Origin of the sequence: Streptomyces sp. NPDC058145 (genome assembly GCF_042884245.1) — a bacterium.
In the GTDB taxonomy this organism is placed as follows: Bacteria; Actinomycetota; Actinomycetes; order Streptomycetales; family Streptomycetaceae; genus Streptomyces.
Window position 1 is genome coordinate 206,217 of record NZ_JBHVUH010000002.1, and the last position, 22,106, is coordinate 228,322.

General features: G+C 72.3%; 17 protein-coding genes. 8 read left to right on the plus strand and 9 right to left on the minus strand.

Features of this window, described 5'->3' with window-relative positions:
* Positions 1 to 170 precede the first annotated feature (170 nt).
* Both ACFVVO_RS05075 and cyc2 read right to left on the minus strand, forming a co-directional pair.
* Positions 171 to 764 (minus strand): PDZ domain-containing protein, encoded by a 594-nt coding sequence (locus tag ACFVVO_RS05075; protein ID WP_390051846.1) that lies wholly within the window; start codon positions 762 to 764, stop codon positions 171 to 173.
* Positions 765 to 932: 168 nt separating this feature from the next.
* Complete coding sequence (gene cyc2, locus ACFVVO_RS05080; RefSeq protein WP_390051847.1) at positions 933 to 3,095, minus strand: germacradienol/geosmin synthase Cyc2; 2,163 nt, start codon at positions 3,093 to 3,095, stop codon at positions 933 to 935.
* A gap of 229 nt (positions 3,096 to 3,324) precedes the next feature.
* On the opposite strand from cyc2, the gene ACFVVO_RS05085 reads away from it, so the two are divergent.
* A complete protein-coding gene (locus tag ACFVVO_RS05085; RefSeq protein WP_390051848.1) occupies positions 3,325 to 4,587 on the plus strand; it encodes a cytochrome P450 in 1,263 nt (420 codons plus the stop codon).
* Here ACFVVO_RS05085 and ACFVVO_RS05090 read toward each other — a convergent pair.
* Together ACFVVO_RS05090 and ACFVVO_RS05095 are read right to left on the minus strand one after the other, a co-directional pair.
* Entirely contained in the window at positions 4,564 to 5,808 is a 1,245-nt protein-coding gene (locus tag ACFVVO_RS05090) for a damage-control phosphatase ARMT1 family protein (protein ID WP_390051849.1), read from the minus strand. The genes ACFVVO_RS05085 and ACFVVO_RS05090 overlap by 24 nt on opposite strands.
* A 22-nt stretch (positions 5,809 to 5,830) precedes the next feature.
* On the minus strand, positions 5,831 to 6,478 hold the full coding sequence (locus ACFVVO_RS05095) for a ScbR family autoregulator-binding transcription factor (protein ID WP_390051850.1): 648 nt from the start codon (positions 6,476 to 6,478) through the stop codon (positions 5,831 to 5,833).
* 399 nt (positions 6,479 to 6,877) lie between these two features.
* Between ACFVVO_RS05095 and ACFVVO_RS05100 the strand changes: the two genes are divergently transcribed.
* Positions 6,878 to 7,798 (plus strand): lytic polysaccharide monooxygenase, encoded by a 921-nt coding sequence (locus tag ACFVVO_RS05100; protein ID WP_390051851.1) that lies wholly within the window; start codon positions 6,878 to 6,880, stop codon positions 7,796 to 7,798.
* A gap of 18 nt (positions 7,799 to 7,816) precedes the next feature.
* Here the strand turns inward: ACFVVO_RS05100 and ACFVVO_RS05105 are convergent, their stop codons facing one another.
* Positions 7,817 to 8,470: a Tat pathway signal sequence domain protein gene (locus ACFVVO_RS05105; protein WP_390051852.1), complete on the minus strand. Its 654-nt coding sequence runs from the start codon at positions 8,468 to 8,470 to the stop codon at positions 7,817 to 7,819.
* Positions 8,471 to 9,115: 645 nt separating this feature from the next.
* On the opposite strand from ACFVVO_RS05105, the gene ACFVVO_RS05110 reads away from it, so the two are divergent.
* Positions 9,116 to 9,796 carry a DUF6230 family protein gene (locus ACFVVO_RS05110; protein WP_390051853.1) on the plus strand — a complete coding sequence of 227 codons (681 nt, stop codon included), beginning with the start codon at positions 9,116 to 9,118 and terminating at the stop codon, positions 9,794 to 9,796.
* Positions 9,793 to 10,224 carry a DUF6114 domain-containing protein gene (locus ACFVVO_RS05115; protein WP_390051854.1) on the plus strand — a complete coding sequence of 144 codons (432 nt, stop codon included), beginning with the start codon at positions 9,793 to 9,795 and terminating at the stop codon, positions 10,222 to 10,224. Before ACFVVO_RS05110 ends, ACFVVO_RS05115 begins: the two co-directional genes overlap by 4 nt.
* 10 nt (positions 10,225 to 10,234) lie before the next feature.
* Here ACFVVO_RS05115 and ACFVVO_RS05120 read toward each other — a convergent pair whose 3' ends face one another.
* The 4 genes from ACFVVO_RS05120 to ACFVVO_RS05135 all read right to left on the minus strand — a co-directional run bounded on the left by ACFVVO_RS05120 (position 10,235) and on the right by ACFVVO_RS05135 (position 13,737).
* On the minus strand, positions 10,235 to 11,194 hold the full coding sequence (locus ACFVVO_RS05120; RefSeq protein WP_390051855.1) for an ABC transporter substrate-binding protein: 960 nt from the start codon (positions 11,192 to 11,194) through the stop codon (positions 10,235 to 10,237).
* Between the two features lie 103 nt (positions 11,195 to 11,297).
* Entirely contained in the window at positions 11,298 to 11,966 is a 669-nt protein-coding gene (locus ACFVVO_RS05125) for an ABC transporter permease (RefSeq protein WP_390051856.1), read from the minus strand.
* The gene (locus ACFVVO_RS05130; protein ID WP_390051857.1) at positions 11,963 to 12,616 is read right to left on the minus strand and encodes an ABC transporter permease; all 654 of its coding nucleotides are present in this window, start codon (positions 12,614 to 12,616) and stop codon (positions 11,963 to 11,965) included. The genes ACFVVO_RS05125 and ACFVVO_RS05130 overlap by 4 nt, the downstream gene beginning before the upstream one ends.
* The gene (locus ACFVVO_RS05135) at positions 12,613 to 13,737 is read right to left on the minus strand and encodes an ABC transporter ATP-binding protein (protein ID WP_390051858.1); all 1,125 of its coding nucleotides are present in this window, start codon (positions 13,735 to 13,737) and stop codon (positions 12,613 to 12,615) included. The genes ACFVVO_RS05130 and ACFVVO_RS05135 overlap by 4 nt, the downstream gene beginning before the upstream one ends.
* 166 nt (positions 13,738 to 13,903) lie before the next feature.
* Between ACFVVO_RS05135 and ACFVVO_RS05140 the strand changes: the two genes are divergently transcribed.
* The 4 genes from ACFVVO_RS05140 (at position 13,904) to fxsT (ending at position 22,090) form a co-directional block, all read left to right on the plus strand.
* Entirely contained in the window at positions 13,904 to 14,971 is a 1,068-nt protein-coding gene (locus tag ACFVVO_RS05140) for a hypothetical protein (RefSeq protein WP_390051859.1), read from the plus strand.
* 104 nt (positions 14,972 to 15,075) lie between these two features.
* Positions 15,076 to 16,566, plus strand: a complete 1,491-nt coding sequence (locus tag ACFVVO_RS05145) for a hypothetical protein (protein ID WP_390051860.1) — start codon at positions 15,076 to 15,078, stop codon at positions 16,564 to 16,566.
* Positions 16,563 to 17,717, plus strand: a complete 1,155-nt coding sequence (locus ACFVVO_RS05150) for an AAA family ATPase (protein WP_390051861.1) — start codon at positions 16,563 to 16,565, stop codon at positions 17,715 to 17,717. Before ACFVVO_RS05145 ends, ACFVVO_RS05150 begins: the two co-directional genes overlap by 4 nt.
* A complete protein-coding gene (gene fxsT / locus ACFVVO_RS05155; protein ID WP_390051862.1) occupies positions 17,714 to 22,090 on the plus strand; it encodes an FxSxx-COOH system tetratricopeptide repeat protein in 4,377 nt (1,458 codons plus the stop codon). The genes ACFVVO_RS05150 and fxsT overlap by 4 nt, the downstream gene beginning before the upstream one ends.
* Positions 22,091 to 22,106: the final 16 nt, after the last annotated feature.

Genomic DNA, 22,106 nt, shown 5'->3' on the forward strand with positions numbered 1-22,106 from the left:
CGGCCGGGCCGGGCGGCGCGAGCCGATAACGAGGTCCGCGCGAAGCGGTCCGCGTGCGCGGGGCCCGGCACGGGACCGTCACGGGCCCCGGGACGGGGGGTGACCGGCGGGTTTGTCTCCGGGCGCCCCAGCGGGGCAGCGCGAGCCCGGTCAGGGCAACGCGCGCCCGGTCAGGTCACGACACCTGGTACGACGGTCAGCTGCTGGTAGCCGCCGCCGCTGTGGCGCACGGTGAGGGTCACCGTGGCGCCGGGCCGGGCGTGGGTCACGGCGCGGGCCAGGTCGGCGGCGGTGTCCACACGGGCCGCGCCGAACTGCAGCAGGACGTCGCCGCGGACCAGGCCCGCCGTGTAGCCGGGGCCGGGCACATGGACGCCGGTCACGAGCGCGCCCGCCTTCTGGGCGTCCACGGCCTCCAGGCCCAGCGTCGCACCGGTGGTCCGGGCGTCGGCGGGGCTCGGGAAAGCGGTGGCGGCGGTACCGGCGTTGGAAACGGGGGCCGTTCCGGCCGGGTGGCCCCGCGGCGGGGCCTGCTGTCGCAGCTCGGCCAGCCGGCTCATGCCGATGACGGTGGCACCCGTCGTGCCGATGCCCACCCCGCAGAGCAGCACGACGGTTCCGGCCAGCAGCCCGAGCAGCACCGTCCTGAGCCGCCGGCCGCGCCGGCCCGCGGCGTGCGGACGGCTGACGGGGGGTTCCGCGCCGGTGTCCTCCCGCCGCTCCTGGCCGGGCATCGGCTTGGGCCGCAACGCTGTCTGTTCCATGGTTTCGCTCGCCTCCGGATGGTGCCTACCCGCGGCGCCGGGCCGCGACGAGACACGAACGAGTGAGACTGACCGGAGGGCGGCGGAGGGTATTCATGGGACCGGTGCCCGGACGCGGGCCGGCGCGTGAGCCGTCGGCCGGGTGGCCGCCGGCTCACGCCCGGTCCGTCAGCCCGGTGACAGCACCGGCACGCCGGGGGTGCGGCCCGGCAGGAAGCCGTGGGCGCGGCGACCGAGCCACTCGGCCTTGTAGCGGTCGACCTCCCGGTGCCAGTTCAGGATGCCCGCCATCCAGTTCTGCAGGTCCAGGACATAGCCGTCCATCGCCGCCCGCGCCTCGCCGGACAGCCGGAAGTCCTCGTACAGCACCGGCAGTTCGTGCGCGACGACGTGCTCGAACTGCCGCATGCGCTGGGTCGTCAGATCGTGGACGACACCGAGCGCGGCCGGGTAGTCCACGCCGAAGAAGTTCTGCACGACGAGTACGGCGTTGTGGATCTCGCCCTCGTACTCGATCTCCTTCTGGTACGAGAAGATGTCGTTGAGGAGGCAGGCGTAGTCGACGGCGGCGTTCTCCAGCGAGCGCACCGGGCCGCTGCGGTAGACCTCGGGCGGGATCGCCGGGCCGTGGCCCATGCGGCACAGGCTCAGGGTGAGGTCGGAGCCGAAGGTCGAGCGCCGCATCTCCAGGTAGTCGACCGGGTCGGGGACGCGGTGCTGCGCCTGGTTGGACAGCTCCCACACCCAGCTCTCGGTCATGGTGTCCACGGCCGCCTTGAGGGTGCGCCGCTGGTCGGGCGTCATCTCCGCCGTCGTGCGCGCCCACAGGTCGGTCAGGCCGCGCTCCATGGCGCTCGCCGGGACGACGGCCGGTTCGCCCTCGACCGGCATGCAGGCGGAGAGCCGGGCCGTGGTCAGCCGGGCGGCGGCCAGGTCCCGGCGGTGGCCGTGGACCAGGGGGTAGTAGTCGTCGCCGTACGTGCCCCAGGCGAGCCACTGGGCACTGAGGTCGAGGGCCTCCGGGGTGGCGTCCGGGTCGATGCCGGCGGAGCAGAGCGCCAGGTCGTACGCGGCGAGCTTGTCCTCGTCCCAGACGCCCTCGCCGAGGATGCCCGTGCGGTGCGACCAGGTGACGAGGTTGCGGCGGGCGGTGTCCAGATGAGGGCTCAGCGCCGGCTCGTACGGCATGTGGAAGTCGGGCAGCCGGGACGGGCCGACCTTCTGGAACGGCACGTGCGAGTGCGCGCGCAGACGTTCCGCGGCGGCCGCGGCGAGCAGCGCGCCGACGTCGGCGGCGGAGGTGCCGGGACCGCCCGGCGGCTGCCAGGGGGCGGCGGACCGGGCCCCCTCGTTCATGTAGCGGCTGGAGCGCAGGTGCCATTCGTGGCCGCCGGACTGCCAGTCCTGGAGTCCCTTGGTGTAGGCGGCCACCGCCGCGGCCTCGGCGGGTGCGAGCCTCTTCTCCAGGGCGACGGCGGGCACTTCGGTGAGCGCGGTGTGCTCGAACTGGTGCAGACGTGAGGTGAGGATGTCGTTGACGGTCTCGGCGGCCTCCTGGGTGGTGCAGCCGAAGAAGGTCTCCAGTACGAGGACGCCGTTGCTGTTCTCGCCCTCGTCCTCGACCTCACGCTGGTAGGAGAAGAGGTCGTTGCGCAGGTGGACCGCGTCGGAGAAGGTCTCCATGAGCACCCTGAGCGGCCGGGTGCCGGCGACGGCGGCGGGCACCTCGGCGGTCGCGTACTCCACCAGTCCCGCCGACCAGGGGGCGCCGCCCACCTTGCGGCGCATCTCGATGTACTCGACCGGGTTGGCGATCCGCCCCTCGTTGATGTTGGACAGTTCCCAGAGGGACTCGTTGAGCAGGTGCTCGGTGGCGACGGAGAAGCGGCGGCGCCAGTCGACGGACATCGTCGGCACCGTGCGCCGCCACAGGTCGGCGAGGCCCCCCTCGACCGGGTTCTCCGGCTCCGGCACGGGCGTGGCGGGGTCGAGCGGCATGAACAGGGGCAGGCGGTCCAGGTGGGCCTTTCCGGCGGCGCGGTCCTGAGTGCGTTTGTACATGTCCAGGAAGTGGTCGTCGAAGAAGAACACCCACACGTACCAGTCGGTGATCAGGGAGAGGGCCGGTCCGTCGCAGTCGGGGTGGGTGTAGGCGCACAGGAGCCCGTAGTCGTGCGCCTCCAGGTCCGCCTGCTCCCAGATCCCGGAGCCCTCCAGCATGCCCATCTCGCGCGCCCACGCCGTCGAGTGGGCGCGTGCCTCGTCGAGGTGCGGGTTGAGCCGCGCGGGATACGGCATGTAGAAGTGCGGGAGTTCGAACGGCTGCGTCATGGCGGGGCCCTACCCGGCGCCCTGGAGCGCCATCCGGGGCGCGGCGCATGATCACACCATCGCGTGAAATGCCATGGAAAGGGACAACTGTCCAGAGCGCTGGTGTCGTTGGCCGCCCGTGACCTCGGTGTGCGCCGCCACGCCCGTCCGCGCTCTTGCCGGGCGCCCCCGGCGCAGGCCACGGTTGGAGCGTGACGACCTTGCCGCGAGCGGACGGGGGCGGGCCGGCGTGAGCGTGCCCGAGGCCCCGCCGGTGCCCGATGTCTTCGACCCGCGCCGGTACGCCGCCGGGGTGCCCTACGCCGACTACCGCGTACTGCGCGACCACCACCCGGTGGCCTGGCAGGACGAGGCGGAGGTGCTGGGCTGGCCGGCCGGCCCCGGGTTCTGGGCGGTGACCCGGCACGCCGACGTGGTGCGCGTACTCAAGGACCCGGCGACGTACTCCTCGCGTCTCGGCGCCACCCAGATCCGGGACCCCGACCCGGACGACCTGCCGTTCATCCGGCGCATGATGCTCAATCAGGACCCGCCGGACCACGGCCGGCTGCGGCGGATGGTGAGCCGTGCGTTCACACCGGGCCGCGTAAACCGGTTCGCGGCGGTCGCGCGGGAGCGGGCGCGCACGCTGCTCGCGCGGGCGCTTCGACAGGCGCGCTCGGGCGACGGCACGGTCGATCTGGTGGCCGCCGTCACCGACGAGTACGCCCTGCTCAACCTGGCCGACCTGCTGGGCGTTCCGGAGAGTGACCGGCGGCTGCTGCTGCACTGGACGCAGCGGGTGATCGGCTACCAGGACCCGGACGAGGCCGCTCCGCCGGTGCTGGACGGAACGGACAGGCCGGTGAATCCGCGGTCGCCGGCCTCGCTGCGGGACATGTTCGAGTACGCCCGGCAACTGGCCGCGTTCAAGCGGCGGTCCCCGGCGGACGACATCCTGACGACCCTCGCCCACGACGAGGATCTCGCCGGCGCCGAGCTGGAGATGTTCTTCTTCCTGCTCACCGTCGCGGGCAACGACACCGTGCGCAGCGCGGCCCCCGGCGGGCTGCTGGCGCTGATGGAGCACCCGGACGCCTACCGGCGGCTGCGTGCCGGGGAGATGGAACTCGACCCGGCCGTCGAGGAGTTGCTGCGCTGGCATCCGCCCGTGCTGACCTTCCGGCGGACGGCCGCGCGGGACACCGAGCTGGCGGGCCGCCGGATCCGGGCGGGCGAGAAGGTCGTGGTGTTCCACGCCTCCGCCAACCGTGACGAGCGGGTCTTCGCCGATCCCGGGCGGCTGGACCTCACCCGCGCGCCCAACCCGCACGTCTCCTTCGGGGACGGCCCGCACGTCTGCCTGGGCGCCCATTTCGCCCGGCTGCAACTGCGGCTGCTGCACGAGGAGGTGCTGCGCGTCCTGCCCGGCCCGCGGCCGGCCGGTCCGGCCCGGCGGCTGGTGTCCAACTTCATCAACGGCGTCAAGTCACTGCCCGCGCACCTGGCTTGACGCGTTCACCTGGATCAGCGCGTGGGTGCCGGCGGTGCGCCAGCGCTGTTCCTCCGCGGCGACCAGCGCGGCCTCGGTGGCCGCGGTGAGGCCGGTGATCACGTCGGACTTCAGGGTGCGCAGGGCGGCGACCGGGCCGGGGAAGCCGGCGGTCGCGGCCTGGAAGGACGTGGTCGGCGGCCACCTCCGGTCGCCCACCAGACGGCGGTAGTTGAGGTCGCCCTTGACGACGGTCAGGGTGGCCGGGGCGAACTCGGCCCGCAGGTCGTCCGGCAGGTCGGCGTACGGCAGCGGGGAGCTGGAGAAAGGGTGGGCGCGCACCGTGACCCGCCCGTCGGCCATGGCAGCCCAGAGCAGCCGCCCGTACTCCCCCGCCGCTCCGGGCGCCGCGACGAGCCGCCGCAGGGCGTCGACGACGTCGGCGGTGGTGGCGTCGGAGACGTAGTACGGGTACGGCTTGACGTGCAGCACCGCCCGGCCGATCCGGCCGGCGCCGAGCAGGTGGGCGATCAGCAGCAGATCGGGGACGAGTTCGCGGCCCGCGTTGTCGGCGACCAGGCAGAGCGTGCCGGTCCCGGAGGGCGGCAGCAGCGACCACAGGGTCTCGCTGTCGTCGGCGACCAGAGCCGGCACCGGTCCGGCGTCCCCGGCGTCCCCGGCGTCCCCGGCGTCCCCGGCGTCCCCGGCGTCCCCGGCGTCCCCGGCGGAGAGACGGAAGCCGAGGTCGGCGCGGTTGCCCCAGAGCGAGCCGTGCAGCAGGGCGCGGGCCCGGTCCGGCTCCGGCCGGTGGCGGAGCGCGTCGAGCGCGGCCAGTTCCTCGCCGGTCTCCGGGGCGTCGAGTTCGGCGCGCTTGAACGGGCGGAAGGGATCGACGCCCTGCCAGGGGCCGGGGCCGAAGTAGCCGACGGCCTCGAGCAGCAGGCGGTAGAAGTAGCTCTCGGACCACAGCCACGGCACCTCGAACCAGGACCGTCCCACGTGGTCGTCCAGGCCCCAGGCACGCCACCGCTCACGGTCGCCCGCGTCCTCGGGCAGCGGTTCGAGCACGCCGTCGACGCAGCTCTTCAGCAACTCGTCCAGCGCCCGGTGCTGCCCGGGACCGTAGGGGAAGGCGTCCCGTACCCGCCGGATGATCGCGGGGTGCCGCTCGGCCAGCACACTGTGCGGGAACGAGCCGGGTTCGTTCGCCAGCAGCACGGGCGCGGCGGGGGTGTCTGGCATGCCCGTCACCGTATCGCGCTGGTCAGCCGGTTCTGATCTCCCGCTCGAGCTGCGTGGCGAGGGTGAGGTAGCGGGGGCGGCGGTGCACCGGCACCACGCCCCTGATCATGAGGTGCCACATCTCGGCCACGCGCCGGGGCAGCCGTCCGACCGGTTCGAGGGAACGGCCGGCGACCCGGGTGCCGATGAAGAAGCAGACGAGGGAGTGCGCGACGACACCCACGTCTGTCTCGGGGTGCACATCAGCCTCCCGGACAGCACCGGTGAACTTGCGGCCGGCGAACTCCAGCCACTCGGTGAACGGATGCCGCATGGGCGGCCGCACGGGGACGTCCGTGGTGGCGAGTCGCAGTCCGGCGCGCGGCACCGGGTCCTCGACGGCGAGCCGGGCGACGGCGAACGTGGTGCGCATCAGGGACTCCAGCGAGGAGTAGCCGCGACCCTCGACGTCGTCGACGACCTTCTGCGCGGCCCTGGACTGGAGGTCGAGGATGGCGTGGGCGAGATCCTCCTTGGCGGCGAAGTGGAAGTACAGCGCCCCCTTGGTCACCTTCGCATGCCCGACGATGTCGCTCAGACTGGTGCATTCGTAGCCCTGCCGGTCGAACAGGTCGGCGGCGGCCGTGATGATCGTCGACCGTGTCTGCTCTGCACGTAACTGCCTCGCCATCGAATGACCCCTCCTCGCGGCTCAACCGAACGGGACACGCGGTTTGTTTTGCCCCCCGCATACGATAACTCACGGAGTGCCGACGGGAGTCGGCCGGGCGGAAATTTACCGAGGACGGTTTTCGTCCAGCCGCACGACCCCCGTACCCGCCTTGCGTTCCGCAAACGATCTCCGTCGGGGAAGCGCCTGTTCCGCTACTTCGACGGTTCCCGGAAGCCAAGCACCGGCATGGACAGCGACGTTGAGTGGCACGCCATCGACCGGACGGCTCATCGGTCGGCCGCCGGGCGAGGGCGCACCCGAAAACAGCCGACGCGGTCTGTACTGAACGCGGCGGACGCGTCTCCCGTACTGGATGCGGCAGACCTCGTTCCCGCGCCCGCCGAGGAGGCGTCCCGGATGACTCGGATGACCGCCCGCCTGAGCGTCACGGCGGCCGCCGCGGTGGCCCCGCTCCTGCTCCTGCCATGGGTGGCTGGGTCCGCCCAGGCCCACGGCGCCCCCACGGACCCGGTCAGCCGGGTGTACGCCTGCTCGCCCGAGGGCGGCGCCGCGAACCGGTCCGCGGCCTGCGGGGCCGCTGTCTCCGCGAACGGCGCTCCGTTCACCGCGTGGGACAACCTGCGCGTGGCGGGCGTGGCCGGCCGGGACCGGCAGGTGATCCCCGACGGCAGGCTGTGCAGCGGGAACCTGCCCGCCTACCGGGGGCTCGACCTGCCCAGGGCGGACTGGCCGGCGACCCGGCTGACCCCGGGCGTCCGGCTGACGATGACGTACGCCTCGACGATCGCGCACACCGGCACGTTCCGGCTGTACCTCACCCGGCCCGGCTACGACCCGACGAAGCCGCTGACCTGGTCCGACCTGCCCACGCGCCCCTTCGCGGAGATCAAGGACCCACCCCTGACGAACGGGGCGTACCACCTCCGGGCCACCCTGCCGAAGGACCGGACGGGGCGTCAGATGCTGTACACGATCTGGCAGAACAGCAGCACTCCGGACACCTACTACTCGTGCTCCGACGTGGTGTTCCCGGAGAAGGCCGGTGCGGCGGCGAAGGCCACGAAGACCGCCGGGGCCCCGGAAGCACCGGCGAGCTCGCGGCCCACACGGACGCCGTCCGCCCGGCCCTCGGCGCCGGCGTCGGCTCCCGCCGGAGCGCCGGGCACCCCGTCGGTCGACGCCGGTGACGGCACGCCGGTGGCCGAGGCGACCCGCGCGGACGCGGGCCCCTCGGCTCCGTTGGTGGCGGGCGGCGCCGCCGCGGTGCTGGTGCTCGTCGCGGGCGTGGTCCTGGTCCCGCGTCTACGCCGGCGCTGAACGCCGTTTACCCGGTCCTCAGTTGACGTAGAGCCGGGCGCCGGCGTCGGTGACAGGCGCGTACTTCGCGGTGAAGTAACCGTTGGCGAAGCACAGGGACGAGCCGGAGAACTTGGTGAACTGCTGGTTGGTGAAGGCGATGCTGCTGTCGCTGTTGCTCGCCGTGCCGGTCAGGCTCGCCGCCCGGTAGACGCAGGTGACGCTGCCGAGCAGGGTGCGCAGCTTGACCGTGGTCTGGATGGTGGAGCCGCTGGGCGGTGAGACGGTGAGGGTGCCGGCGGAGGTGACCGTCGCGGTGTAGGGCAGGTTGTCGACCACGATGCTGCTGACGCCCAGCACACCGGTGACGTTGCTGGTGCAGCTACTGGCGTCGAAGCTGTGGCCGGTGACCGACTCGGTGGCCGTACCGGGGGCGGCCGGGTTGTCGGCGACCGTCGCGGTGAACTGCGAGGTCGTGCAGCTCACGCCGCTGGTGCCGGTGGCGCTCGAGTAGAGCGTGGCGGAGGTGCCGGCGGCCAGCGGTGCGGTCAGGGTGTCGCCGACCGCGGCGGCGGTGCCGCCGGTGCTGCCCGTGGTCAGGACGGCGCTGCCGGCCGCGGCGGACGGGACGGCGGCGGCGACGGTGAGCGCGGTGGCGGCTCCGGCCAGGGCGAGGAGGGTGCGCTTACGCATGCGGGTGCCTCGTTTCGAAGTGGGGGTGATGTGGGGTGAGGTGGGGGGTTGAGGGTGCCGTCGAAAGGGATGGGGCCTGGCGGCGTGCCGGGGCGTGACGCCCCTCCGGTACGCCGCCGTTGCCGGTCCGTGACGCCTTCTCCGTACGTGACGGACCGGCAGCGGCGGCCGACCGGTGAACCGGCGCGGGGCCGGGAAAGGGCCTGCCGACCGGGTCGGACGGCCGGACCACGGCAGGGCAGGACAAGGCGGTGCGCGAATGGCGGTGGTGCGTACCGGGCCGGCGCGATGCCGGGCGGAGCGGTGTTCGGAAGAGGCCGGGAACGCGGACGATGCCGCTCGGCGGATCCGGCGCCACGGATCCAGGGGAAACCAGGCAGAGTTTTAGACCTGATGGGCCATCAACGTCAAGAGCTGGAACGGCAGTTGCCGTTCGATCGCACCGTCGACACCCTATTTTCACAACTCCCTTGACCCTTCAAAGTAACCGGCGGTAACTTCCGAGGAGGCTACTGACGCGTAACGAGAAAGCCCTTGCATCCGCCGGGAGTGCGAGGAGGCGTACGCGCGACAGCCCCGTCCGCGCCAGGACACCACGCCACTGGAGCCCGATCCGCATCGATCCATGCCCATGGGAGCAGACACATGGCCTCGTCACCGGACGTCTCGTCCGCCGGCAACACCCCCGAGAACACCGCAAGCGGTTCCCCCGAAGCACCGGACACCCCCAGACGGGGGCGGGTCCGGGCGCGCAGGGCCGCGCTGATGGCGGTGCCGGCCACCCTGGTCGCCGCCGGCCTCGCGATCCTGACCGCGCAGGGAGCGCTGGGCGTGCAGTTCGCCATCTCCGGCATGCCGTTCGTGGTGACCGCGGACAAGCTCGAGGGCACCGGGTTCGAGCAGTTCGGCGCGCTGGACAACATGATCGAGAACAGCCCGAACCAGGGGGACACGGGCGGCCAGGAGCTGGTCGTCACCTCGGTGGTGAAGGACGGCACCCTGACCAACCTCTGCCAGAGCGTCGACCTCGGCGGCATCCAGCTCGTGCTCACCGCCGGCGGCGGCTCCAAGCCGGTCAGCGTGTCGAACCTGGCCATCGACTCCGACGACATCAAGGGCAACGCCACGTTCGACGGCATCGAGATCGGCCGGGACGCCAGCACCTTCGACAAGGCGGGCGTCCAGGGCCCCGAGGGCGTCTACGGACAGCAGGCCGACAAGGTCGTCATCACCGAGCTGTACCAGCACAACTACGCGGCCACCGCCGCCGTGTTCAAGCTGCCGAACCTGCACATGCGGTTCGACGGCGACGGCTGCCCGCGGTGAACCGCTTCCGGCAGTGGAGGGGGCGCCGGCCGTTCGCGGGCGGCCTGCTGCTGGTGCTGGGCGGTGCCGAGATCCTGGTGACCATGAAGGCGCCGCTCCCGGTGATCCTGCACATCGGCATGCAGGGCCTGGCGGGCTATCTGCTGCCGGTGCTGATGATGATCTGCGGTCTGCTGATCCTCTTCAGCCCGGGCCAGCGCCTCTTCTACTCCCTCACCGGGATCCTGCTGTCCCTGGGGAGCTGGCTGACCTCGAATCTGGGCGGCTTCCTCGTCGGCCTGCTCCTCGGTGCCGTGGGGAGCTGCCTCACCTTCGGCTGGCTGCCCGACCAGCCGCCCCGGGTGAGCCGCCGCCGGCGCCGTGAGGAGGCGGGGGCGGCGGCCCAGGGCGCCGGAGAACCGGTGCGGGCCTCCGGGGAGCCGGTGTAGGCGCCGGGGGTCAGCTCAGGCCGGCGGAGTCCAGCCAGGCCTTGGCCACGTCCAGCGGGTCCTTGTTCTGCGACTGCACCTGGGTGTCCAGATCCAGCAGGGTCGCCGTGTCCAGCTTGGCGGAGACGGCGTTGAGCGCGTCGACGCCCTTCTGGGAGAGTTCACCCTTGCGGACGAGCGGCTGCACGTTCTCGAAGCCGAAGAGGTTCTTCGGGTCCTGCAGGACGACGAACTTCTCCTTGGCGATCGTCGGGTCCGTGGTGAAGATGTCCGCGGCCTGCACGGCGTTCTTCTTCAGCGCGGCCTGGGTGAGCGGGCCGCCCGCGTCCAGCGCCTTGAAGGACTTGAACTGGAGCCCGTAGACGGACTTGAGGCCGACCAGGCCCTGCCGACGGGTCTGGAACTCCGGCGAGGCGCCGATGGCCAGGTCCTTCGCCACGTCCTTCAGGTCGGCGATCGAGGACTTCTCGCCGAGGCCGTACTTCTTGGCGGTGGCCGCGTTGACCGTGATCGAGTCCTTGTCCTCGGCGGGCGAGGGGTCCAGCAGGGTCAGCTTCGAGTGCAGCTTGGCCTCGATGGCCGAAGTGGTCGCCTCCAGCGTCTTCGGAGCGGCCTTCGGGTCCAGATAGGCCAGCAGGGCGCCGTTGTACTCGGGCAGGACGGTGACGGAGCCGTTCTTGAGCAGACCGTAGGTGGTCTCCCGGCTGCCGATGTTCGGCTTGTAAGTGACCTTGATTCCCTTGGCCTTGAGGGCTTCGCCGTAGATGTCCGCGAGCAGGATGCTCTCGGCGAAGTTGTTGGATCCGACGACGACGCTGTCGCCACTCGCGTTGCTGTCCGTCAGGGGGTTGTCGGCCTTGCCGTCGGAGGAGTTGCATCCCGCCAGCAGCGCCGTCGCCGCCGCGAGGGCGACAACGGCCGCGCCTCGGTTCCTCCGGATGGACCTGCTGATGCGGTTGGTGGAAGTCACTCACCGATCCAATCCAGCCGGTTCTGACTCAGTCAAGTGATCTCGGGTCACCGATTGGCTTCGATCCGCGACCGGTTGAGGGCGCATGGTGACGGATACCGACTCAGCCGCTCCTGCGCACCCCCGGCGAGACCGCGATCCGGGACACGGCCCAGAACACCCCCAGGGTCGCCAGCGCCATCCCGACGACCAGGGTGGCGCCGCCGACGACCTTCTCGTAGTCCCTCTGCGCCAGTCCGTCGATGATGTACCGGCCGAGGCCGCCGAAGCTGACGTAGGCGGCGATGGTGGCCGTGGAGACGACCTGGATGGCCGCCGTCCGCAGACCACTGAGGATCAGCGGCAGCGCCACCGGGAGTTCCACCTGGAGCAGGATCCGCGCCTCGGGCATCCCCATGCCCCGCGCGGCGTCCACCGGCGGCGGGTCGACGGAGCGGACCGCCTCGTAGGAGGTGACGAGGATCGGCGGTACGGCGAGCGCCACCAGCGGGATCATCACCGGCAGCAGACCGAACCCGAGCCAGGTGAACATCAGCACCAGCAGGCCGAAGGTGGGCAGCGCCCGGGCCGCGGTGGCGATGGACGCGAGGGCGTTGCCGCCGCGGCCGTGGTGACCGGTGACGAGTCCGACGGGCAGCCCGATCGCGGCGGCGATCCCGACGGCCTCCAGGGAGTACAGGATGTGCTCGCCGAACCGGGTGGGGATGCCGTCCTGGCCGTGCCAGTGGGCACCGTCGCCGAAGAAGGCGTGGGCGAAGTCGAATACGTTCACCGGGTGACACCCTTCCGCGGCATCCAGGGAGTCAGCAGGGCACGGACCAGGACCAGCGCGGCGTCCACGAGGATGCCCAGCACCGCGGTGGTCAGCACGGAGTTCACCGCGAGCGGTGGCCGGTGGTAGATCTGGGCGTCGTTGAGCAGGTTGCCGAGCGCGCCCTGGTTGCCGATCAGCATGCCGATGCTGACGAGGGAGATGCTCGACACGGCCGCGACCCGCAGGCCCGCGATGATGGCCGGCACGGCGATGGGCAACTGCACCTGCAGATAACGCCGTACGGGCCCCAGGCCCATGGCGGTGGCGGCGGCCAGGGTCTCCGGCGGCACCGAGCGGACGCCGTCCACGATCGCGGGGACCAGCACCACCAGGCTGTACACCGCCAGCGGGATCATCACCGTGGTCTCGGTCATGCCGGTGTAGTCGATGAGGAGCACGAAGAACGCCAGCGACGGGACGGCGTAGAGCACGGTGGTCACGCCGAACACGGGCGCGTAGAGCCAGCGGAACCGCACGCAGAGCTGGGCGACGGGCAGCGCGACGAGCAGCCCGGCCAGCACCGGCAGCAGCGCCTCGCGCAGATGCAGGCCGATCAGGCCGAAGTAGCCGTACTGGAGGTCGCTCGGGATGTCGAAGAAGCCGTTCATCGCACGGCCTTCGCGTCCTGGCGGTCCTCGGTGTGGGCGGCGCGGATCGCCTCGCCGATGGCCTGCTGGGAGACCACGCCGACGGCACGGCCCTCGCCGTCCACCGCCACGGCCCAGCCGGACGGTGACAGCACGGCCCCGTCGAGCGCGGTGCGCAGCGAGTCGGTGCCGGGCAGGAACGGCCGGCCGTACGGCAGCAGCCGGTCCCGGTCGATCCGCCCGGCGGTGAGCTCGTCCGGCGCGCCCCAGCCCAGCGGCCTGCCGTCGGCGTCCGTCACGAGGCGGTAGGGCGCCGGGCCACCGGAGGCCAGCCGCTCGGCGTCGGCGTCGAGCGGGACGACGGGCCGGGTCTGCAACTCCAGTCCGGCGGAGGAGAAGAAGGACAGCCGGCGGATACCCCGGTCGGCACCGAGGAAGTCCTCCACGAACGGGTCGGCGGGGGCGCTGAGCAGTTCGGCGGGCGGGGCGAACTGGGCGAGCCTGCCGCCGGTGCGCAGTACGGCGACCGTCGTGCCCAGCTTGATCGCCTCGTCGATGTCGTGGGTGACGAAGACGATGGTCTTGCCCAGTTCGTTCTGGATGCGCAGGAGTTCGTCCTGCAGTCCCTTGCGCACGACCGGGTCGACGGCGGAGAAGGGCTCGTCCATCAGCAGCACCGGCGGGTCGGCGGCGAGGGCCCGGGCCACGCCGACCCGCTGCTGCTGGCCGCCGGAGAGCTGGTACGGGTACCGCTTGGCGAGCGAGGTGTCGAGCCCGACCCGCTCCATCAGCTCCGCCGCCCGGGCGCGCGCCTTCTGCTTGCCCCAGCCGAGCAGGCGGGGCACGGTGGCGATGTTGTCGACGATGGTGCGGTGCTGGAAGAGACCGGCGTTCTGGATGACGTACCCCATCGAGCGGCGCAGGGTGTTGACCGGCTGCCGACGGATGTCCTGGCCGTCGAGGAGGATGCTGCCCTCGGTGGGCTCGACCATCCGGTTGATCATCCGCAGCGTCGTGGTCTTGCCGCAGCCGGAGGGGCCGACCAGGACGGTGATCGCGCGGTCCGGGATGTCGAGGGAGAGTCGGTCGACGGCCACCGTGCCGTCCGGGTATCGCTTGGTGACTGCGTCGATCCGTATCAAGACGTTGCGTACCCTTCGGTTCTGGCGAAGCCCTGGCCGTTGCCGGGAAAGTCTAGACGTCGGGCGTTACGGCACGTCGGCGGGCGAGTGCCCACCTCCCGGACAGTTCCCCTGGCCACGCGGATCCCTCACCATGGAGGTCCGGGCATGGGGGAGGGGGCGGTCGGTGCGGGTGGAGAGGGTCGACGCGTTCGTACTGACGGCGATCGAGTGCGAGTACCTGGCCGTCGTCGGTCATCTCGAACCCGGCCGTGACAGGCGCACGGCCGACGGCGCGGTCCACGAGACCGGCCGCTTCGCCGGGCACCACGGCCGGCTCACCGTCGGCGTGCAACTCGCGGGACCGGGCAACGAGTTGGCGGCGGTGCTGGCCGAACGGGCGGTGGCCCGGCTGCGCCCCTCGGTCCTGCTCCTGGTGGGGGTCGCGGGCGGCCGCAAGGACGCGCGGCTCGGGGACGTGGTCGTGGCGGACACCGTCTACGGCTACGAGAGCGGCCGGGACGAGCGGGACGCCTTCCGGCCCCGGATCAAGTCCTGGCCGTCGGCATTCGCCCTGGTGCAGCGGGCCCGGCTGGTCGCGGCCGACCGGCGCTGGCAGGGCCGTATCGCGCCACCGCCCGAGGAGACGCCGGCCGCGTACGTCGGTGCGCTGGCCGCCGGTTCGAAGGTGGTCGCGCACGCCGAGTCGGCGTCCGGCAGGCTGCTCGGCGAGGTGGCGGGCGACACGCTGGCCGTGGAGACGGAGGGGCTCGGCCTGCTCACCGCGGCCAGGATCAACCCGCGGGTGCAGGCCCTCGTCGTCCGGGGCGTGTCCGACCTGCTGGGCGACAAGGACGCGGCCCACGACACCCACTGGCAGCCGGTCGCCGCGCGCCACGCGGCCGCGTTCGCTTTCGAGCTGCTGGCCTCTCTGGACGCCCCGGCCCCACCGGCGCGAGCGCCCCGGGCGGCGGCCCTGTCGACCCGGCAACTGGGCGAGCTGACGACCCTGCTGCTCGACGTGCCGGGCATCGGCGCGCCCGCCGCCTGGCAGCACCTCCTGGACGCCCTGCCCGGCATCGGCGTGCTCACCAGCCGCCAGCACAGCGTCCGCCTGGAGGCGCTGTCGCTGCTGCGGACCTGCGAGTCGATGCGGGGGTGGGAGTCGCTGATGGAGGCATTGGACGCGCTGTGGCCCGGCACACCGGCGGTCGAGGAGGTACGGAGCTACCTGACGATCCTTCAACTTCTTTAAATGACAGGCCTGTTGGGAAACTGAACGGTTGCCGGGCGTTCACCTGAATCGCTTGGCCCGGGCCGAGGGCTGTGGAAGAGTGCACGGCCACGAAGGGATGAGAGATGACTGCCTACGGGGGCGGCGGTCTCGGACTCGTACGGGAGTTTGCGGAAGCCTTGGGCAGGTGTGCGAGCTTACAGGAGCGCGGCTCGCGGGCGCTGTGCCTGCGGCTCATGGCCAAGGAGCTCGGCACGCCTCCGCCGGTCCGGGAGTACGACGTGGCGCACTACTTCCTCCTGGAACTCGCCTCGGTCTGCCTGGAGAACCCGAGGACGATGCGGGCGCTGCTGGAGGCGCTCAGGGCGTTCAACGAGGACGTCGACGAGATCAGGGCGCTGACCGACGACCTGCTCGCCGACCCCGCACTCCCGGTCGACGAGGTCCTCTCGCTGCGGCCGCTGCTCGACGGGCTCGCGCCGCCCAACCTGCCCTCGCTGTGCCGCAGAGCCGTCGCCGACCTGCGGCCGGTTCCCCCCTACCCCGACGCCTGGAGCGCCTTCGAGGGGCTGAGCCGGCTCAACGCGCGCCCGGACGGGCTGCCACCCACCCTGGCCTTCGTCGAGTACGTGGCCGCCGAGGCCCCGCACGACCGTAGCTTCACGCTGCGGGCCTGGAACGACACCCAGGCGCAGGCCCTGTCCCTGCTCACCGAGCTGCGCAGCCTGCGGCAGCAGGCCGCGTACGCGTCCAGCCCCGAGCCGGGCAACGCCTACCTGGTGGTGCGGCTGCTGCGCAGGGAGGAACCGGGGCGCTATCTGCTCACCTCGTGGCGCCACTACGACCCGGACGCCCCGGACTCCTGGCGTCCACGTCAGGAGGGGAGCGTGGAGGTGACACCGGCCGAGGCGGAACGCGAGGTCGAGCGGCTGGTGTTCGCGGCCGACGAGGACTGGGCCCGGGACGCCGACCGCATCCACGTGGAGTTCCTGCTGGGCACGGACGATCTGACACTGCCGGTGCACCGCTTCCGCACCGAGCTGGACAGCGATCCGGTGTCGTACTTGAGCGTCGGGTACTGCGTCGTCGTACGCAGCCTGCAGCGCAGCCGGACACCCCGCTGGTACCGGCCCTGGCGGCAGCGCTGGACGGCCGTCCGGGACACGCCCGAGCTGGCCCGCCCGCTGGTGGTGGGCGGACCACGGCCCGAGGACCCGCGGCGCGGGGACGTCTCCGGACTCGACGCCCGTCTGAAGGGGGACAGGTCGGTCGGCTGCCTCGTGCTGTCCCGGCCGCCGGAGGGTGCCGGCGAGGGGGCGCAGGAAGCACTCGTGGCCCTGAGATGCGGGGTACCCGCCCTCCTTTGGGATTCACGGGACGCACGTGACCTGAGCACACCGCCCGACGTTGTGCAGTCCGACAACGCGTTGCTACGCGACCTTTCAGGGCTCCGCGAGGCCGTGACAGAATTGCGAACCGAAGCCCACGGGGGTTCCTTGAACGGCCGCGACGATCATCCGGGGCACCATCTGGTACTCCTGTGGGACGACCCGACGAGGCCGGTCGAGAGCCCTCAGCCGTTGACGGGACCGGACCAGGGGGTGGACGGTCGATGACCGGCGCTGCCCAATTCGAGGGGAACGGCACGGGGGCCGGCTCCGCGCGCCTTCCGCGGCCTTGGTGGATCTACCGGGGCACCGGCCTGCCGCTGCACGACATCGAGCTGGCCGACGTACTGCCCGGGGCACCGCCCTGGCGGACGTTCACGGGTTCCTCCGGCTCCGCCTCCGCGGACGGGGACGGCGGGGCGCAGGCGCCGGTGGAGCCGCCCGCGCCGCCGCAGGACGAGGCCGAGCTGCGGCGCAGACTCGGGGCGACCCGCGAGGGCATGGTGGCCGACCCCACCGAGGTCGACCTGGTGAACGCGGCGCTGATCCTGCGCCGTCCGCTGCTGGTCACCGGGCGCCCCGGCACGGGCAAGTCGTCGCTGGCCTACCGGATCAGCCGCGAGCTGGGGCTGGGACGGGTGCTGCGCTGGCCCATCACCTCCCGGACCACCCTCACCTCCGGTCTGTACCGATACGACGCCGTGGGCCGGATCCACGCGGCGGCCACCTCGGACTCCCGGGCCGCGGCCCCGGCCGTCGCGCCCTCCGGCGACGGTGACGCGCCGTCGTCCGACATCGGCTCGTTCCTCGAACTCGGTCCGCTGGGAACGGCCCTGCTGCCCCACGCGCTCCCCCGGGTGCTGCTGGTCGACGAGTTCGACAAGAGCGACATGGATCTGCCCAACGACCTCCTCGACGTCTTCGAGGCGGGTGAGTTCACCATCCCGGAGCTGGCCCGGCTGCGCGGCCACCGGCCGGTGGTGGAGGTGCGGTCCGACGACCCCGACCGGACGGTCCTGATCCGCGACGGCAGGGTCCGGTGCCGGGAGTTCCCGCTCGTCGTCATCACCAGCAACGACGAACGCGAGTTCCCGCCCGCCTTCCTGCGCCGCTGTCTGCATCTGCACGTCAGGGAGCCCGAGCGGGACCGGCTGGCCGACATCGTGACCGCGCACCTCGGGTCGCGGGACGACGATCCCCGGGTCGCGGAGCTCATCCGGCTGTTCGCCGAGCGCAGCGCGCAGGAGAACGGTCTGGCCACCGACCAGTTGCTCAACTCCATCTGGCTCGCGACGTCCGGCGCCTACTCCCGTGGCGCCGACTGGGAGGCACTGCTGCGGGCCGTCTGGCACCGGCTCGACGGCGTGAGAGAGCCGTGACGCGAGACGGCGGCACCGAAACGACCCCTACGGACCCGGGATCGTTCGGCGCCTCGTGGTCCGAGATCGCCGACGCGCTGATCCTGCTGGCCGTCGGGGCGGGCGAGGGCACCGGCGAACGCGGGGCGGACGGCCCGGAGCCGGCCCGGTCCGAGCCGGAGGCGGCCGAACCGCCGCCGGCCGACGCCCAGGGAGCGGAGGAGGAGCACGGCGCCTCGCCGACCCCCGCGCCGCCCGAGCAGGGCGCCGCCCGGGACGAGGCCGGCCCGCGGACGTACGCCCCGGACCCGGACGGCACCGCGCGGGCCGACGCGCTGCTCGGCGCCCCGGCCGGGCCGGCGCCGGACGGCGTCCCGTCCACCGGCGGTCCGCACGCGCCGGTGCACCGGGCGGCCTGGCCCGCGATCCGGGCCCGTGAGCTGGCCCGGGCGTTACGCCCCTTCAAGCGGGCCACCGCGTCGGCCACGCAGACCGAGCTGGACGAGGAGGCGACCGCGGAGTCCACGGCGCTCAGCCTCCGCTGGGTTCCACAGTTCCGGCCGCTGCGGGAGCGGTGGATGGACGCCGTGCTGGTCGCCGACGTCAGTTCGTCGATGACCGTGTGGCGGCGCACGGTGTCCGACTTCGAGCAGGTCCTGCGGCACACCGGCGCGTTCCGCGACATCCGGGTGCACACCCTCGACGGTGACCGGATGACCGAGTCCGATCCGCCCTGGCGCGTCGGGCGTTCGCCGCTGACCGTGCGGCTGCCCGACCGGGGGCGCCAGGTGGTGTTCCTGGTGACCGACGGCGTCGGGCCGGGCTGGCGCGGCGGACGGGCGGCCCGACTGCTCGCGGAGTGGGCCCGGCATGCCTCGGTGGCCGTGGTGAACGTGCTGGGCGAGGCCGTGTGGCACCGCACCGGCCTGCCCGCGCACCTGGCCCGGGTCCGCGTTCCGGGGCCCGGCGCGCCCAACAGCACCTGGCAGGTGCGCGGCGGCACGGACACGGCGGTCGTCCCGGTGCTGGAACTGGCCCCGGCGTGGCTCGGCCGCTGGGCCCGGCTGGCCACGGGGCTGGCGGCCGGCGCGCACGACGTGTGGGTGACCTCCCCCGGTGCGGGCCGCCACCCGGACCCGGCCGCCGTTCCGGAGCCTCCGCGGGACCCGATGGAACGGGTCTCGCGGTTCCGGGCCGACGCGAGCCCGGCGGCCTGGGAACTGGCCGCGCGCCTGGCCGCGATCCCGCTCAACATTCCCACCATGGAACACCTGCTCCGGACCGGCGGAGCGCGTACCGGACCCGGCGAACTGGCCGAGGTCATGCTGGGCGGCCTGCTGCGCAGGGTCGGCACCGACCCGCTCGACGAACTGGACGTCGCCTACGAATTCCACGACGGTGTGCGGGAGTTGATGCTCTCGGCGGCCGAGTCGAGGGACGAGACCCGCTACCTGCTGCGCAGCACCCTGGAGCGGCTGGGCCGCAAGTGGCAGCCGTTGCGGGAACTCGGAGCGCTGCTGGACGACCCGCGGGCCTCCCCGGGTGACCTCCCGTTACCCGAACGGCTCATCCCGTACGCCCACGTTCAGGTGAAGGTGACCAGGGCACTGAGCGGCCCCTATCTGGAATCTTCGCGCGTGCTCCGAAGCCGCTTGGAGCAGTCCACGTCCGCTCTCCCGGCCCAGACCGACCAGTCCGAGGTGATAAACGTGACCAATAGCCGCAATTCGGACACGGATCGACCCCAAGCCGGAGCGGCGAGCGATCGCACGGCGGATGCGCCACCCACCGATATACGCGACTTACCCGACGTACCCGATGATTCGATAAAAGGAGCACCCGTGTCAGTCCCCCTCGTCCGGAGCTCTCCGCCGACGGAGGAGCGTCGGGCCGGAGATCCCGCCGTGTGGAACGTCCAGCCCCGGAACCCGAGTTTCACCGGGCGGGCCAGGGAACTCGCGGCGCTCCACCAGAGACTGACCACCGAAGGGGCGACCGCGGTGCTGCCCGAGGCGCTGCACGGCCTGGGCGGTGTCGGGAAGACGCAGATCGCCATCGAGTACGTGCACCAGCACGCGCCGGAGTACGACGTCATCTGGTGGATCTCCGCCGAGCGTCCGGAGCAGATCCGTCAGTCGCTCACCCAGCTGGGCGCGGCTCTCGGGCTGGAGACGGGCGGCGAGCAGGAGATCACCATCGCGACGGTGCTGTCCGCGCTGGGCTCCGGCCGCCCCTACCGCCGCTGGATGCTGGTCTTCGACAACGCCGAGGACCCCGACACGGTGCGGCGCTTCTTCCCCGCCCAGAACACCGGCAGGATCCTGGTGACCTCACGCAACGCACAGTGGGGCCGCATCGCACGGACGGTCGACATCGACGTTTTCTCCACCGAGGAGAGCATCGAACTCCTCGCCCGGCGCGGACCCGAACTCCAGCGGGAGCAGGCGGCGCGGATCGCCCAGGCCCTCGGCAATCTGCCGCTCGCCCTGGAGCAGGCCGCCGCCTGGCTGTCGGAGACCGGCATGCCGGTCGACGAGTACCTGCACATCTTCGAGGACGAACGCGCGGACCTCGACTCCCAGCGCAGCGAACTCCTCGCCGCCGGCGTCCCCGTGGACTACCCGGAACCGGTCGCCGCCGCCTGGAACATGTCCCTCGGCCGGCTGGCCGAGCGGCACCCCGGGGCCCATCAGCTCCTGCAGGTCTGCTCGTTCTTCGCGCCCGAGCCGATCCCCCGCCGCATCTTCGTGGGAGTGCGCGGCGTCGAGCTGCCCGCCGAGCTGACCCAGGTGCTGCGCAGCCCGGTCAGACTGGGCGAGGCACTCCGGGAGATCAACCGCTACTCCCTCGTCAAGATCAACCACCGGGACAGCACCATCCAGATGCACCGCCTGGTGCGGGCCGTGCTGGTGGGCCGCATGTCCCCGCAGGAGCAGGCGGACATGCGGCACGCCGCCCACATCCTGCTGGCCAACGCCGACCCGGTGGACGTGGCGGCCGGCAACTGGCCCCGCTACGCCGAACTGCTCGTCCACGCCCGGTTCTCCCGCGCCCTGGACTGCGACGACGGCTGGGTGCGCGACATGGTGGTGAACCTCATCCGCTATCTGTACCGCTCGGGCGACCACCTCACCTGCGCGGAGTACGGCCGTGAGGTGGTCGACACCTGGACCGGGCGGCGCGGCGAGGCCGACCTGCAGACGCTCGACGTCGCGGGCACCCTCGGTCACACGCTGCGCGCCCTGGGCCACTTCCGGGAGGCCTCGGAACTCAACGACAGAAGTCTGCGGCTGCTCCGGGAGAGCGTCGGCGAGGACCACCCCGACACCCTCGCCGCCATCGGCGCGGTGTCCCAGAGCACCCAGGTGCGGGGCGACTTCGACGCCTCGGTGAAGCTGGAGGAGGACCGCTGGCGCCGCGCCGTGCGGGTCTTCGAGGACGGCGACCCGACACTGCTGGCCGCCGCCAACGACTACGCGCTCGCCCTCCGGCTGGTCGGCCAGTACACCCGGGCACGGGACATCGACACCCAGGCCCGGGACGCGGCCAACCGCTCCCTCGGCTACGACGCCCTGCTGACCCTGCTCATCACCAGCAACCTCTCCATCGACGTACGGGAGTCCGGTGACTACCTGCGCAGCCGGGAGATGCAGGAGGAGACCCTGCAACGCGTCCGGCACGTCATCAAGGACCGCTCCGCCCCGGTCAGCCTGATCGCCGCCCGCACCCTGGCCGTCGCCCGCCGCAAGGCCGGCGACCACGCCGGCGCGCTGGAACTGAACGAGGAGACCCTGCGCCTGTACCGCGGCAAGTTCGGCGAACGGAACCTCAACGTCGCGGCCACCGTCCTCAACCTCTCCATGGACCTGCGCCAGAACGCCGACCTCGACCGCGCCCGCGCCGTCGGCGTCCAGTGCCTGAACACCCTGCGCGACCTGCTGGGCCCCCGCCACCCCTACGCCCTCGCCGCCGCCGCCGACCTGTCCGTGACCCGCCGGCTGATCGGCGAGGTGGACGAGGCACTCACCGAGGACAAGGACACCTACACGGCACACTGCGCGGTCCTCGGCGAGGAACACCCCGCTTCCCTCGGCATCGCCATCAACCTGGCCAGCGACCACTACGCCCTCGCCGACTACACCGAGGCCCTCACCATCGACGAACGCACACTCCCCCTGTGCCGGGCCCGGCTGAGCGACGACCACCCGGCCACCCTAGCCTGCTCGATGAACCTCTCCCTCGACCTGCGCGCACTCGGCCGCACCGAGGAAGCCCAGCGCCTGCACACCACCACCCTGGAGCGCTACCGCTCCGCCCTCGGCAACAGCCACCCCGCCACCGTGGGCTGCGCCCGCGGCATGCGCGCGGACTGCGACGTCGAGGTGCACCGCTGACCCGCCCCGCCGGGCC